Origin of the sequence: Guptibacillus spartinae (assembly GCF_028610625.1) — a bacterium.
Lineage (GTDB): Bacteria > Bacillota > Bacilli > Bacillales > Guptibacillaceae > Guptibacillus > Guptibacillus spartinae.
Map to the genome: position 1 here is coordinate 165,911 of NZ_JAQQWU010000005.1, position 13,210 is coordinate 179,120.

15 protein-coding genes are annotated in these 13,210 nt (G+C 41.8%); 3 read left to right on the forward strand and 12 right to left on the reverse strand.

Translation table 11 applies throughout. The features are described from left to right. Positions 1 to 242 precede the first annotated feature (242 nt). The 3 genes from PQ511_RS11250 to PQ511_RS11260 all read right to left on the reverse strand — a co-directional run bounded on the left by PQ511_RS11250 (position 243) and on the right by PQ511_RS11260 (position 2,563). Entirely contained in the window at positions 243 to 410 is a 168-nt protein-coding gene (locus PQ511_RS11250; RefSeq protein WP_273852001.1) for a hypothetical protein, read from the reverse strand. Positions 411 to 505: 95 nt separating this feature from the next. Further along, complete coding sequence (locus PQ511_RS11255) at positions 506 to 1,855, reverse strand: sensor histidine kinase (RefSeq protein ID WP_273852002.1); 1,350 nt, start codon at positions 1,853 to 1,855, stop codon at positions 506 to 508. 24 nt (positions 1,856 to 1,879) lie between these two features. Next, complete coding sequence (locus tag PQ511_RS11260) at positions 1,880 to 2,563, reverse strand: response regulator transcription factor (RefSeq protein WP_273852003.1); 684 nt, start codon at positions 2,561 to 2,563, stop codon at positions 1,880 to 1,882. A 159-nt stretch (positions 2,564 to 2,722) separates the two neighbouring features. On the opposite strand from PQ511_RS11260, the gene PQ511_RS11265 reads away from it, so the two are divergent. After that, positions 2,723 to 3,088, forward strand: a complete 366-nt coding sequence (locus PQ511_RS11265) for a PepSY domain-containing protein (RefSeq protein WP_273852004.1) — start codon at positions 2,723 to 2,725, stop codon at positions 3,086 to 3,088. Positions 3,089 to 3,106: 18 nt separating this feature from the next. Here the strand turns inward: PQ511_RS11265 and secD are convergent, their stop codons facing one another. From secD to PQ511_RS11280, 3 genes are all read right to left on the reverse strand, one after another. Beyond that, the gene (gene secD, locus PQ511_RS11270; RefSeq protein ID WP_273852005.1) at positions 3,107 to 4,360 is read right to left on the reverse strand and encodes a protein translocase subunit SecD; all 1,254 of its coding nucleotides are present in this window, start codon (positions 4,358 to 4,360) and stop codon (positions 3,107 to 3,109) included. Positions 4,361 to 4,397: 37 nt separating this feature from the next. Further along, on the reverse strand, positions 4,398 to 4,580 hold the full coding sequence (locus PQ511_RS11275) for a hypothetical protein (RefSeq protein ID WP_273852006.1): 183 nt from the start codon (positions 4,578 to 4,580) through the stop codon (positions 4,398 to 4,400). Between the two features lie 72 nt (positions 4,581 to 4,652). Then, positions 4,653 to 5,594 (reverse strand): alpha/beta hydrolase, encoded by a 942-nt coding sequence (locus PQ511_RS11280; RefSeq protein ID WP_420541691.1) that lies wholly within the window; start codon positions 5,592 to 5,594, stop codon positions 4,653 to 4,655. A gap of 148 nt (positions 5,595 to 5,742) precedes the next feature. Here PQ511_RS11280 and PQ511_RS11285 point away from each other — a divergent pair, with 148 nt between their 5' ends. Further along, a complete protein-coding gene (locus PQ511_RS11285) occupies positions 5,743 to 6,639 on the forward strand; it encodes an ArsR/SmtB family transcription factor (RefSeq protein WP_273852008.1) in 897 nt (298 codons plus the stop codon). 759 nt (positions 6,640 to 7,398) lie between these two features. Here the strand turns inward: PQ511_RS11285 and PQ511_RS11290 are convergent. The 6 genes from PQ511_RS11290 to PQ511_RS11315 form a co-directional block, all read right to left on the reverse strand. Beyond that, positions 7,399 to 7,560, reverse strand: a complete 162-nt coding sequence (locus PQ511_RS11290) for a YvrJ family protein (RefSeq protein WP_273852009.1) — start codon at positions 7,558 to 7,560, stop codon at positions 7,399 to 7,401. Positions 7,561 to 7,633: 73 nt separating this feature from the next. Beyond that, on the reverse strand, positions 7,634 to 7,852 hold the full coding sequence (locus tag PQ511_RS11295) for a DUF2922 domain-containing protein (protein WP_166000532.1): 219 nt from the start codon (positions 7,850 to 7,852) through the stop codon (positions 7,634 to 7,636). Between the two features lie 37 nt (positions 7,853 to 7,889). After that, positions 7,890 to 8,108 carry a DUF1659 domain-containing protein gene (locus PQ511_RS11300; protein WP_098442650.1) on the reverse strand — a complete coding sequence of 73 codons (219 nt, stop codon included), beginning with the start codon at positions 8,106 to 8,108 and terminating at the stop codon, positions 7,890 to 7,892. Positions 8,109 to 8,272: 164 nt separating this feature from the next. Continuing rightward, positions 8,273 to 9,112 carry an aldo/keto reductase gene (locus PQ511_RS11305; protein ID WP_273852010.1) on the reverse strand — a complete coding sequence of 280 codons (840 nt, stop codon included), beginning with the start codon at positions 9,110 to 9,112 and terminating at the stop codon, positions 8,273 to 8,275. A gap of 80 nt (positions 9,113 to 9,192) precedes the next feature. After that, entirely contained in the window at positions 9,193 to 9,744 is a 552-nt protein-coding gene (locus tag PQ511_RS11310) for an NAD(P)H-dependent oxidoreductase (protein ID WP_273852011.1), read from the reverse strand. Between the two features lie 374 nt (positions 9,745 to 10,118). Continuing rightward, positions 10,119 to 11,486 (reverse strand): sulfatase-like hydrolase/transferase, encoded by a 1,368-nt coding sequence (locus PQ511_RS11315; RefSeq protein WP_273852012.1) that lies wholly within the window; start codon positions 11,484 to 11,486, stop codon positions 10,119 to 10,121. A 212-nt stretch (positions 11,487 to 11,698) separates the two neighbouring features. Here PQ511_RS11315 and PQ511_RS11320 point away from each other — a divergent pair, with 212 nt between their 5' ends. Further along, complete coding sequence (locus PQ511_RS11320) at positions 11,699 to 13,177, forward strand: flavin monoamine oxidase family protein (RefSeq protein ID WP_273852013.1); 1,479 nt, start codon at positions 11,699 to 11,701, stop codon at positions 13,175 to 13,177. Positions 13,178 to 13,210: the final 33 nt, after the last annotated feature.

Sequence of the window (13,210 nt, forward strand, 5' to 3'; positions counted from 1 at the left end):
AAAGCTTCCTCCCAAGAGAGAAAGCTTACGAGCATAAATGCAGCGCTCATGATCATGGATGTTGGCGGCCGTTTTGTCTTCTCTTCTTTCAATAATGGTCGGCGTATATCCCCAATAACCATTATCAAAAAATAAGTAGAAGAAAAAATTACACCTCAGAAATCAAGAAGATTTGAGAGAATATCCCGATAAGGAGGTTCGCAAAAGTAAGCACCTGGATACTTATTGGAACAAGGACGGCCTTAAAATTCACTCTTCTCTTTTACCGCGGCTTGATTTTTTTCCAAAACTTCAATACGTTCTTCAAGCGCTCTTCGTGATCGTTTTACTTTTCTAACGATGAAATAAATGATAGCTACCGCAACGCCTATCCAAAAAAGTAATGGCAATAGGGCTAGAAAGATTGACACTTCTCCAACTCCTTTCGAGAAATTTCCTACAAAACGTACACGGAATTATTTTAACATATTTATCCAATGGATTAATTTCCTATACAGATGACGCGTCAGCTTTCACTTAAAATCGCGGGTAATGATACAGTAAAGGTACTGCCGATCCCTTCTTCACTTGCTACTTCAATCGTTCCATGATGATTCTCGACGATTTCCTTCGCGATCGATAGACCAAGTCCCGTTCCCCCTGTTTCTCGTGAACGGTTTTTGTCTACACGGTAAAAGCGAGAAAAAATCTTCGGAAGCTCGTTACGTGGAATGCCAATCCCTGTATCCGAGATACTTAACGTCACCTTGTCTTCTATCTCTTTTAAATCAACGGTAATGCTGCCTTCCATTGTGTATCTCTGAGCATTCTCCAATAAAATAACCACCACTTGTCTGAGCTGTTCACGATCACCTGATACCTTAATTTGCTCAAGTTTTGCGGTAATGGGTACATGTAAACGAGATTCAAATTGACTGACGACATGATCCACAACTTCTGTTAAATCCATCTTTTCGAGCGTTGTTTTCTGATGTTCATTTCTTGCAATAGTAAGCATCTGTTCTAAAATGTGCTTCATGCGGCTACTTTCATCATCCAATGCTTGTAGCGATGATTCTAAAACAGCGGGGTCATCTTTCCCCCATCTTTTAATTAAATTTAAGTGACCGCGAAATGCTGTTAATGGCGTTCTTAATTCATGGGAAGCATTCGAGACAAAACGCTTTTCTCTTTCAAACTGCTCCTCTACCTGTTGAAGAAGCTGGTTGAACGTACTCGCAAGCTCCTTTAATTCTTTCGGGTTGTCGGGTTCCGCAATCCGCTTTTGTAAATCAGATGATCCCTTCATTCGACCCACTTCACTTGTAATCTTCAGAAGCGGACGCAGTCTTTTCTTTGTAAATTGGTAGATAAGGATGGATCCCAGCAAAATGCTAACCAGTCCCGTAACAAGTAGAACGGTAAAGATCAGCTGAAGAAATTCAAGCTCATCTTCAAGAGGAACTTTCATATGAATAACGCCACTCGAGAATGGTGTTTCCTGTTTATAAAATAATCCTTCTTCTTTGTTCCAAATATATTGATCAAACATGGGGACAATTAGTTCATCATTCGAATCAAGCTCTTCCTCTTCTCCTACTTGTGCAAGGATTCTTCCCCCTTGACGAATTTCAACATCATAATCCGTATTGTCAGGATACAGCACTTCTTCAAGCGCCTTCTGAACATCGCTTTCGTCTGTAGCATTTACCAGCTGTTCTTCAATCACTTCGACCTCATCCCGTGTCGCTTCAAGTAAGAAATATCCAATCGAACCAAGGACAACAAGACCAATAATGATCAAAGCAATAATGAACTGCCACACATACCAGGCGGTAAATTGTTTTAACAGTGATTGACTTTGCCGTCTTCTCATAAACTTAACCTCCCATTCCTTACTTTATGAGGAACGTAGGATATAGCCAATCCCTCTAACGGTATGAATAAGCGTCGGCTCGTAGTCGCGATCCAATTTGTTTCGTAGATAGCGAATGTAGACATCGACGACATTCGTTTCTCCAACAAAATCATACCCCCAAACAGCGGAAAGAAGCCATTCACGACTGAGTGCCTCCCCTTCATGCTTCATGAGAAAAACAAGCAAATCAAATTCACGCTGCGTCAGTTCAATCTCGTTACCCTCCCGAATAACGCGACGACTTTTTAAATTGACTTCAAGATTCTCAACGACGATCTTATCTTCTTCTTTCTCACCTGCCCGAGCCCGTCTTAACACCGCACGTATCCTTGCGAGCAGTTCTTCGATTTCAAACGGCTTCGTAATGTAATCATCTGCGCCACGATCAAGCCCAAGAATTTTATCTCCCACATAATCTCTTGCGGTTAAGATAATAATCGGTACCTGACTCGTTTTTCGAATCCTTCTGCACACTTCAAGCCCATCAAGCTTCGGAAGCATCCAATCAAGAAGAATGACGCTCCATTCCTTTTCTTGAAATCGAGCCATGGCTTCCTCGCCATCTTTCGCCGTTGTCACCTCGTATCCTTCGTGTTCAAGCTCTAACTGCATAAATTGAATAACATTCACTTCATCTTCAACAATAAGAATGGATTCCTTCTCCACGCTCTTCACCTCTTTCCTCTATTGTACCTACCCTCATCTCAATAGAAAAATGAGAATTTCATGAGAGAATGCTCATTATTTTCTCATGCCGCTGTCCTTTTTTTATTAGACTCTTTCCTTATCATAGAGGATGTCATACAAAATAAAGGAGGAAACAGGATGAAATTCAAAAAAACACTTATCGTTGGCGGTACTGCACTAGGACTTGCTGGAGGTGCTTTTCTTTACCAGGGAACAGATGGGATGGAGAATGTGCTTGCTTCAGCCAACAACAATGAAAGCAAACTAATCGAAGAAGCGAAGATTTCAGAAGCGGAAGCTGAAAAGATTGCCACAGAAGAAGTGGCAGGAAAAGTAACCGAGAAAGATGTTGAGAAAGAAAACGGAACGATTGTTTATGAGTTCGACATCAAAACAGATGCTGGTGAAACAGAGGTTGAAATTGATGGGATGAGCGGTGAAGTGTTGCAAGTTGAAGTTGATGATGAAGTTGATAATCAGGATGAAACAAAGTCTTCCCAGTAATACTGGGAGACTTTTTTCTTATTTGTGGTGTCGGGTTTGCCATTCTACAACTCTCGCTTCGCCAATCATATAGAGTAGTAATCTTAACAAAGCATAGCATGTTAAGAACCCCGCAAAACTGCTGATTAAGAGCATAGTCGCGAACCCCTTCACACTACCAACTCCAAAAATAAATAGCCCTGCGGCAGCAATTAATGTGGTAAGATGCGCATCAGCTATCGTCTTAAAGGTACGATTTGAAGCAAACATGATCTTCTTTAACAATGGAGCAGGTGTTTCATATTCTTTCAGGCGCTCAAACGTAAGAATGGTTGCATCAACTGCCATACCGAGACCAAGAATGAAGGCGGCAAGCCCTGTTAACGTTAGAACCCCTTCTACAAAAACGAAAATACCGATCGCAAGGTAAAGATAACTAACCATACAGATGATTGAAACAAGTCCAAGCCAGTGATAGCGCCAAATCATGAACAGAAAAACAAGAAATAGTGCTAGAACGCCAGCTTTCACCGTATTTTGTAACGCCTGGTCACCAAGCTGACCGCTGACAGATTGGGAAGAAATTTCTTCTAATGGAGCAGGGAGATTGCCCGTGATAAGCACTTTTGATAGCAACTTTGCTTCCTCAGGAGAAAAATCGCTAGAGAGCGCCATTCCTCCTTTATTTGAAAGAGCTTTATCTAACCTACCATCAAAAATAATCTTTGAATCTTCTTTGTCTTTCTCCTTTTGATAAGAGTCTCCCGACACGTAATCAAGCCAGACAACAAGATGTTGCTTTTCATATTTTTGTGAGACGTTTTTCAAATTAATGGCATCACTAAAGTCAATGGTAACAACTTGAGCGGTATCCGCTGTGGATTGCGCCAACCCTACCGAAGAGAAATCTGATGAAGAAAACACAAGATTGTTAGCTGTATCTCGTATTGAAATGTTTCCTCCTATGGAAATAAACTCACGCGCTTCTTCCTGATCTTTCACTCCTGGCACTTGAATGCGAATGCGCTTTTCATCTTCCGTTGTAATAACTGGCTCATTAATTCCAAGTACATTAATACGATCGCTAATGAGAGAAGCCGTTTGCGACACAAGCTCTTCCTTTGATTCGCTGCTCTTTTCGTAAGGGTCCTGTACTTCATAGAGGATTTCAAAGCCACCTTGTAAATCGAGCCCGAGCTTCAGTTCTTCTAAAATGTTTTTAGAGGTTGAGATCATTAATAGGAAGATGATTCCGACCGTCATGACTATTGATAGGACCCAGCTTTTTTTCATTAGTTAACAAACACCTTTTTTAGATAAGTAGCGCCTCTTACTTCCGATACGAGCGGTACAATGAATTCCCTATGAACATGATAAAACCATAGCAAACCGCAATGATTGTAAACGGCGTAAGATCATCGTTCCTTACAAGGATCATGCCGATTAAGACAAACAGTAAGAGGCCGAGAAAATTGACGATCCAGTAGGGTTTTGAGAATAAGCCTGACTTCATTTTCAATCTCCCCTTCGATTTTCACACTCTCTTACTAGTACGATCCTCAAGTAATTTGGTTTCATTTTCCAATTAATCCTTCTTTGTATCCTGTTCTGTCACATACTGAACTGCCTCTTCTAACACAACTGGGAAGTCAGCTGGAAAAACGTGGCCCATCCCTTCTTTTACAATGAGTTGGCATGGAATCTGATAGGCTTCAAAAAGTTGAACCGCTTCTAATACAGTTTCATAGAAAGGATCTTGATCACCTGTCATGATGAAGCCTTTTACAAAAGGGTCTAGTTGTTTTGTGAGCGTTTCTTTCAATAACGCTAGGTCGAAAGCTGGAACGATGGCAATAAAATAGTGAAACTCTTCCACATCAGCTCGCAAACTCATTTGAGCTGCGATATTCCCGCCTTGAGAAGCTCCTGTGATGATGGGAACTTTTTCAGCAAGATGATGCTGTTGACTGAACGATTGATAGGTCGTTCTCACATCATTTATTGCGATGGTTGGGTCATCCCATGAATAGCACTGATAGCTGAAAAGTTGAGAGGATTGAGGAAAACCCATAAAGTAATGGTTCGTGATTCCGGGATCAGCCCACTGTTTGGAAAACTCTTCGATATTCGATCCTTTCCAGTGCAGTGGGAAGAGAACCGTCTCTGCCTCCTGGTTACCTAGAGTTGTGTAAAGCGCATGAGCAGATTCTTTTTCAGTTTCATACATTCGCTGGCATTCTAGCAAAATCGTTTTAAACTCAGCATAGGGTTTTAGTGTGCTTAAATCTGGATCTGCTGATAAAATTTCTGGATTCCACCATAAGCCATGCTCGATCACATCTTGCAATTCGGCCAGTGCCTCCTGATGTTTTCCTTCTAAGACGTACAAGCTTGCGATCCAGTGTCCTAAACGGTCGCGTTTCTGAGGGAACTTTTCTTTTGCTTCTTCCATTAACGTAAAAGCTTCCTTATTGGCTTTCTTTTCAACAAGATCAATTACCTGTCTTTGCAGTTCAATGAATGTTATTGTAAAAACCTCCCACCTTTTGAATTAGTTCAATATTAATTGAACTAACACATCTAGTCAATGAGTTAGTATAAATAATTTAGATTATTCTAATTTAGAACTCATTATGTTAAGCTAATAAAAAAGTTGAGTGATCGGAGGAATTTTTATGTCTTATAACGTTAGTGTGCTAGCCTCCCCAGTACATGAGCTTTTGTTAAGCTTTTCTTTATATAAAAGACAAACCCTTATGAAATATTTAGATCTTGGTTCTAAGTGGCCCGGCGAAGTAGAAGAATCGCTTTCCCTTGAATTGAAAGAGGCGATCGCATCAAAAGAGAACCTATTCTTTGAAGACTTACTCGTGCTGTTCATTGAACAATCTCCTTATAAGCATGACATCGATTCTTTTATTGAGTGGTTAGGGAATATGTCAGCCGGGGAGTTGTTTGAGCGGATCGCTTCTTCGCTCGACGATCATATGACGTTGCCTACAAATTTATTAGAGCAGCGAGATCGGTCGATTAAGCTTCTAAAGGAATGGAACAACGAATATTTTCAGTTTCATCGCGAGGGAGTTTTGGAGCGATTAATGGCAGATGCAGAGAGTAAACGAAAGATGCTAGAAGAAGAATCCGGTGAGGAAGTGGTTTTGCAAGCTAGTCGTTTTGTGGTGGAGTCGGAAATCGTTCAGAACGTATGCTTAATCCCGTCTCTCCACATTCAACCGATGGCCTTGATCGATCATTTGAAAGATACGCTTTATATTACTTATTCTGTGAAGGATCCTAAAAAGAAACGAAGTGAACTGCTCCTTTTCACGAAAGCACTTGGTGACGATAAGCGATTAAAAATCCTCGAATTTCTTTCATACGAGTCCCATACGTTCACAGATATTGTTTCTGAAATCGGGATGGCAAAAGGCAATATCCATCACCACCTTTCGATTTTAAGAGGAGCTGGATTAGTGAATATTCATATCAAGGATGAGCGGAATACATTTTATTATAGTACGAATAAAGAGATTGCAGAGGAATTTAGGATGTTGGTGAATCAGCTTCTTTAATAGTGCCTGGCACCACCCGAATATTGTTACTTGATGTCGAACAACATGCTAAACGTCATATGGTAATCGATTGTACTTTTCGTATCAAAACCTAACGTCAAACTCTGACCCACTCTCCCAAGCCCCTATCACTTTCCTCATCCTTCTCTATCTTTCCCTTACTCTTCTCTTCCTTAAGCTAAGATGCTCTAGGACTATTGAACCACTGAAGGCACTAGATCAGATAGGAAACATTGGACAGGGAATGACTACCTTTACAGCGCTGACGAAAAACATCAGCGCTGTAAAAGTAGCCGTCCTTTTTACTGAAGTATACTGAGACCTTCTGAGGTTTCCACCGTATCACCCGATTTGAACGCTTGAATTTCTTCAACAGCTCGCTTTCTACACATTAAACCAGTCCAATGTGCGTCATCTGCAAGCTGCTACCGTACCGTAGTACGCCTGGTTACCTACCCGAACCGTTAACGGCCGTTCACGCCATAGCTTCTCACCACAGAAACCGGGAACTGTGTTTGATGTAGAACGCTGAATTTTCTGCATCGGCTTCAGCTCACCTGACAAGTTTTGTTTTCGAACGTGTGGTAGGCATTCCACGTTCTGAGCAGCGGCGCACTTGAAGAAACCTCACCATTTCCATATTAAAAAAGAGAATGGGAAGCCGCTAATCGATATGAAGTTAGATTGTGTCCTATGTAGGATTCATGCTTAGAGAGAGGTCACGTTTAACAGTGAACTCTCTCCCCTTTTTTACAGAGATCACCCTGTTTTTTGATTCGAACTTCGAGCGTTTAAATGATCTGGAAGCTGCAGTATGGTATCGTTCAGCGTATCGAGCTTTTGCTCAATGCGGTGCAACAAGTACAGCGTCACCACAACCGGAAAACCAACATCACTGACCAAAGACATCCAGGACTCCATTCGTTCACCCTCCCTGTTCGTTTAGTTGCCTTGCTAAAAAGGAAGGACAAGTGCCCTTCCTCTTTTCAATCCATTAACCGATGATAATGTCGTTCTCATTGCGCTCAATGATACGAGCGCCTTTTTTGGAAACTAGATCGCCTCCGCTTGTTGTGAAACAGTTTTGTGCAAGGAGCGTATCCATCGCAGCGGCAATTGCAGCTGGATTCACCGGCTCGACTGGATCGCTTAATGTAATCGAGAACGGCTTATTGTCACGCGTGTTGAACTGAAGTTCGAGTGTTTTTGCCATGTTTGATTTCCTCCTTTCTTATCAATTTATCCGCTGATTACGCCTGAAGATCAGAAGAGTCATTGCGCTCAACTGCAAACAAATTGTGCTGCTGAAGTGGTGCTAGCGCTAGTGCGACTGCGAAAAGCGCATCAGGCGTAGCGGAAGTTTTCACATTGTTGAAGTTCTTGCTGCGGAAGATGGATTTACCGTTTTCGTCCACGCCCACTTCAAGTACCATGCGAAGCTGCGTATCCATTAGGGATGAGGTTGCCATGTTGATCACCTCCTTTCACCCTATATATCGCTTGGAAAGTGGAAAAAGGGGCATGGTGTGGAAAATAAATTTTTAGAACGAGAAAAAGCCGACCCCATGGCGGGATCGGCTTGCGTAACCAAATAAGAAGGACTGCATCAGGATGCAGCCCTTCTTCAAAGATCTTACATTTTAAAATCAAATTCATCAGGATGAGGGCCGCTACGAGCATTGTCGTTCAATGCATCAAGCTGCTTCATTTCTTCTGATGTAAGTTCAAAATCAAAAAGATCGATATTCGCTTCAATGCGCTTTTCGTTCATAGATTTTGGAATGGTAATCACGTTATGTTGCAGATCCCAGCGAAGAATCACTTGCGCTACGGATTTGTTATATTTCTCTGCAATCCCAGCGATTGTTTCGTTATCTAACAATTCACCAGCCATAAGTGGTGACCAAGCTTCCACTTGAATGTTGTGCTCTTCGCAATACGTTCTCACTTCTTCTTGCGTTAAGCGTGGGTGAAATTCGATTTGGTTAATCACTGGTGTGATTTCAAAGTTTGTGCGAAGATCCTCGAGGTGATTAACCTGGAAGTTACTTACCCCAATGGAACGTACGCGTTTTTCTTTATAAAGTGTTTCAAGTGCTTTCCAGGGCTCTTGATATTTGTTATCTCCTGGCCAATGAATCAAGTAAAGATCGAGGTAGTCAAGACCTAGTTTAGAAAGACTTGTTTCATACGCTTCAATTGTTTCATCGTAAGTAAGGCCATCGTTCCATACTTTTGAAGTAATGAAAAGCTCTTCTCTTGTGACAAGACCTTCTTTAATCGCTTCATTCACGCCTTGACCAACACTTTCCTCGTTACCGTAGATTGCTGCCGTGTCAATGCTGCGATAGCCTTTTTTAATCGCTGTTTTCACAGCTTCAACCAATTCCTGGCCTTGTTCAACTCGGAATACACCGTAACCTAGTTCAGGCATTTCAATATTATTGTTTAATGTTTTTGTTTGTACAGTCATGTTAAATGCTCCTTTCAAAAGTCCTTTAATGGTTTTCCCGAAAAATCAATTTTAAACCATCTCGGTGTGGAGAGAGTGGTTTACTTACCAAACACTTCTCTGTAATGATCGTGTAGTTTCGTTCTATAGTGCGCCATATTTGTTTCCTTCATCACATTATGAATCGAGTACGTTGGTAGCGGACGCATACCGACATATTGGTTCATTTTGTGAAGGTGATCGATGGCTTGATCAAGATTTCGTCCTTCAAAGAAGCTCTGTTCATTTCCAAACGCTGCCTCTGGTGCGTTCCATGTAAGAGAGAACATGTATTTCTTGTTTGTAAACATGCCGCCCTGACCATAGCGATCTGAGCCGATGAAGAAAATCTTGTCCATATAAACACGATCAATGTATTTCTTGAAGTTACCCGGGATGCTAAACCAGTAAATCGGCGTTTGCATAATGATCACATCAGCCCACTGCCACTTCTCGATTTCTTGATCAACATTGTATTCTTCATCGACGATTGTTGTTTTCACTTCGTAGTCTGAGGAGAGCACCTCGTTCCATTCATTAAAAATTGTTTGGTTTAACTCACCTTTGGACTTCGGAAAATACTCATGTCCATTAATCAATAAAATGTTCTTCATATGTGATCACACCTTTCTAGCTGTTTCGTACTTTCACAGTATAGAACCAGTGCAATCGAATAGGAAAGCGATAAAATTGTTACTTGGCGGTGCGTATGGAACTTTTCAGTGCGTGTCTATTATCATATATAAATGTCATTTAAATCCTTTTATATAGTGATTTATTCTTACAAAAGGGATTGATATTCATTATTCGGTTGGTTTTTCAGTTGATTAATTTGAGCATAAAGACCCAGTTCGTAGAAGTGCCTGTCACCACCCGGTATTTGTCATAAAAAGTCGAAAGCGAAAGCGCTTGAGCGCTTTCGCTTTCAATGTTTTCAATCCGTCTTTTCCCTCTCACTCTCACTTTCACTTTCCCTATCAATACGCGATCAAATTGCGACGTTCCTTTTGTCGCTCCTCATCGAAGTCAATCGCTTTTGACGCCGCTGCTCTTCTAAGATGAGCGCTAAAATCTTACGAATGTCTTTCGATTCCGGCGTTTCAAAATTCGGATCAGCAAGGTTTTTTTCTTCTAACGGATCGCGGGTGACATTGTATAGCTCGAATTCGTCGGGAGTTGGAGATGTCTTCGTTGTGGTCACCCATTTCGTTAATGATTCCTCCCCTGTCGGATCAGGAATGGCTTGCGATACAATCACATCTGACACACCTGGAATCCTCCAATATTGGGGATCATCATAGTATCGCGCGTATTTCCACACTTCCTGCAGCTTCTCTTCGCCAGTACGTAGCATCGTCACTACCCCTTCCAACTGATTCGGCTGCATGACGGATTCAACTAAATTCTCAGGAGCATCATTACGTTCTTGTCTTCCTTCATCTTCTGTCATAAAATAGATCGGTTCATTTGCCCGATAAAATCGCTTTCTTCCCGACAGTAGCGGAGTAAGATCTCTTCCAACAAGCGGACGAACTTCCGAATAATCTATGCTCAGTAACGTCTGAATCTCTTCCTCGTCAATTCCTGCGAGCCCTAAAATTGTTGGAAGAATGTCGACATGACTGGTTAGCATCGATGTGCTCCTTCTACTGGTAATGAGCGAGGGACTATGAATAATCAGTGGTACGTGAAGCGATTTTTCAGACACGTTATTTCTTTTTCTATTACGATTGCCAACCGTTCCTTTCCCTTTCTCCCCCTCAAACGATAAATAAAGAACGACCGTATTCAAGTAAAGCGCCGTCTTCTTCAACGACTGAAATACTTTCCTCATCTCACTGAAACTTTGATTCGAACGAAACGAACTGAAAATGATCCATGCCTTTGATGCTTCCGAATCTTCTCGTTCAAGATTCTGAAGCAGTTCTACAACTTCATTTGCATAAACCTCATCGCCCACCTCTTTCGTTACCATGGGGCTCTGATTGGAAGCCCTTCCATTCCGATAGGTCTCATAGCCCGCACGTCGCAAGTAATCGTCTATCAAAGGAACGGTTTTCGAATTCAAAGCAGAGTTAAACGCCGACCTATCAAACCCGCTCGTCTGCATCATCCCATGCAGGGAGGGATATTGTCCCGTATAAAGTGTCATTTCACTAGAGGCACAGGCGCAGCTGCCCACATAGTGATTTTTAAATTCAACTCCGTTAAGCACAAGTTCCTTCATAAAGAGATTTTTCTTTTCTATCGCTTTATCCTCTGATGGCTCACACGGCTGATCCACCATAAAGATGAGAAAATTTGGCATCTTACGCCCTATCGTAAACAGTGTAGGGAGAGGTTCCTGCCTGTTCATGTCGTTCCTCCTTCTATACAAGTCCGTCCCGCATCTGTTTGTTTTTTTGTAGTTTATGTTTACGCCCAGGAAACGGTTCTTCTTTCTAACCATTCTCTCCGCAATAGAAAGAAAAATTTCACATTTCATATCCTTTTTTTGTTAGTCATAGATTAATAAGGTGAATCCTTCTCCTAGTGAGTAAGGAGGTTTACGAGATAAGGAGGCTGTCTATGGCCAAACCATTTTCTTCATTACGCTATCCAGAAGATCTACTTTCTCTTATCCGAAAGGGGTTACCGGGAAAATGCGCTCCTAAACACGTCATCATCATTGGAGCCGGACTGTCAGGGCTCGTAGCGGGGTCATTGCTGAAACGAAGTGGCCATCACGTGACACTATTAGAAGGGAATGATCGCATTGGCGGTAGAGTGTATACACTTCGAAAACCTTTTTCCTTAAATCAGTACATGGACGCAGGCGCAATGAGAATTCCTGATAACCATGCACTTGTACATGAATACATTCGTCACTTTCAACTTCCTCTACACCCATTTTTAAACTCCTCACCGAAAGATCTGCTTTTTGTTAACAATGTGCTAACAACAAAGGGAGAGTATGAAAAGAACCCAGACATCCTTGGCTTTCCATTGAATGAAAGCGAAAAAGGAAAAACGGCAACAGAACTTTTTCTTGAAGCAACCCAGCCGTTTATCGACCTTTATAAGGCCAGTACAAAAGAAGAAAAAGAAGAGCTCGTAGCCAAGTATGGGGAATATTCAATGGGAGAATTTCTCCACTACAATCCCCTCGGGAAACCACTTTCCCTTAATGCAATTCGTGCGATCGGTGTCATGCTTGGCATTGAAGGATTTCCAGAGTTCGCTTTCACCGATATTTTAACGGACATTATTTATCCCATTTTCAGCAAAAAAATCACGTTCCATCAAATTGATGGTGGGAATGACCGCTTACCTCATTCATTCGTAGAAGAGCTAAAGCATCACATTTTTCTAAATCAAAAAGTGATTAAAATCAAGCAGTCAGATCGTGGCGTAAGTGTGACAACGCTCAATCCTAAAACACAGGAAAGATTCCGTGTGAAGGGAGACGTTGCCATTGTTGCCATCCCTTTCTCCGTTCTTCAATTTATTGATATTGCGCCATATCATTCGGTCTCATTTAAAAAATGGCAGGCGATTCGTGAATTAATCAATGTTCCAGCCGTTAAAATTGGAATTGAATTTAGCTACCGCTTTTGGGAGAAAAACAACGTTGGAAATGCACTGACGGATTTACCCATTCGGTTCAGTTATGTACCAGGAGAAGGCATTGGATCAGAGGGATCAGCTACCCTATTAGCCAGCTATAGCTGGGGAGAAGACGCTGTACTCTGGGGAAGCTTGCCTCCAGAAGAAATCACGCGGATCCTGTTAAAAGATCTTGCCAAAATCTATGGAAAAGAAGTATATGCTGCCTTCAAAAAAGCGGTTCCGTTTAATTGGAGTAAGAACCCCTATTCTGCAGGGTGCTTCACTCTTTTCACCCCTGGCCAAGAAAACAACCTTGGTCACATCATCAAACAGCCGGAAGGAAAGCTCCATTTTGCAGGAGAGCACACTTCTTCTTTTCACGGATGGATGGAAGGTGCCATTGAGTCTGGACTAAGGGCAGCTTATGAGATCAATCAGCTAAATGAGCCAATTAAATAGAGAACCTTTTATTGAGAATCGCTTCAGTGTAAG

Excerpts from the sequence above, each read along its gene's own strand:
- PQ511_RS11255 (WP_273852002.1), bottom strand. The coding sequence starts at position 1,855 with ATGAGAAGACGGCAAAGTCAATCACTGTTAAAACAATTTACCGCCTGG.
- PQ511_RS11265 (WP_273852004.1), top strand. The coding sequence starts at position 2,723 with ATGAAATTCAAAAAAACACTTATCGTTGGCGGTACTGCACTAGGACTT.
- secD (WP_273852005.1), bottom strand. The coding sequence starts at position 4,360 with ATGAAAAAAAGCTGGGTCCTATCAATAGTCATGACGGTCGGAATCATC.
- PQ511_RS11275 (WP_273852006.1), bottom strand. The coding sequence starts at position 4,580 with ATGAAGTCAGGCTTATTCTCAAAACCCTACTGGATCGTCAATTTTCTC.
- PQ511_RS11285 (WP_273852008.1), top strand. The coding sequence starts at position 5,743 with ATGTCTTATAACGTTAGTGTGCTAGCCTCCCCAGTACATGAGCTTTTG.
- PQ511_RS11290 (WP_273852009.1), bottom strand. The coding sequence starts at position 7,560 with ATGGAGTCCTGGATGTCTTTGGTCAGTGATGTTGGTTTTCCGGTTGTG.
- PQ511_RS11295 (WP_166000532.1), bottom strand. The coding sequence starts at position 7,852 with ATGGCAAAAACACTCGAACTTCAGTTCAACACGCGTGACAATAAGCCG.
- PQ511_RS11300 (WP_098442650.1), bottom strand. The coding sequence starts at position 8,108 with ATGGCAACCTCATCCCTAATGGATACGCAGCTTCGCATGGTACTTGAA.
- PQ511_RS11305 (WP_273852010.1), bottom strand. The coding sequence starts at position 9,112 with ATGACTGTACAAACAAAAACATTAAACAATAATATTGAAATGCCTGAA.
- PQ511_RS11310 (WP_273852011.1), bottom strand. The coding sequence starts at position 9,744 with ATGAAGAACATTTTATTGATTAATGGACATGAGTATTTTCCGAAGTCC.
- PQ511_RS11315 (WP_273852012.1), bottom strand. The coding sequence starts at position 11,486 with ATGAACAGGCAGGAACCTCTCCCTACACTGTTTACGATAGGGCGTAAG.
- PQ511_RS11320 (WP_273852013.1), top strand. The coding sequence starts at position 11,699 with ATGGCCAAACCATTTTCTTCATTACGCTATCCAGAAGATCTACTTTCT.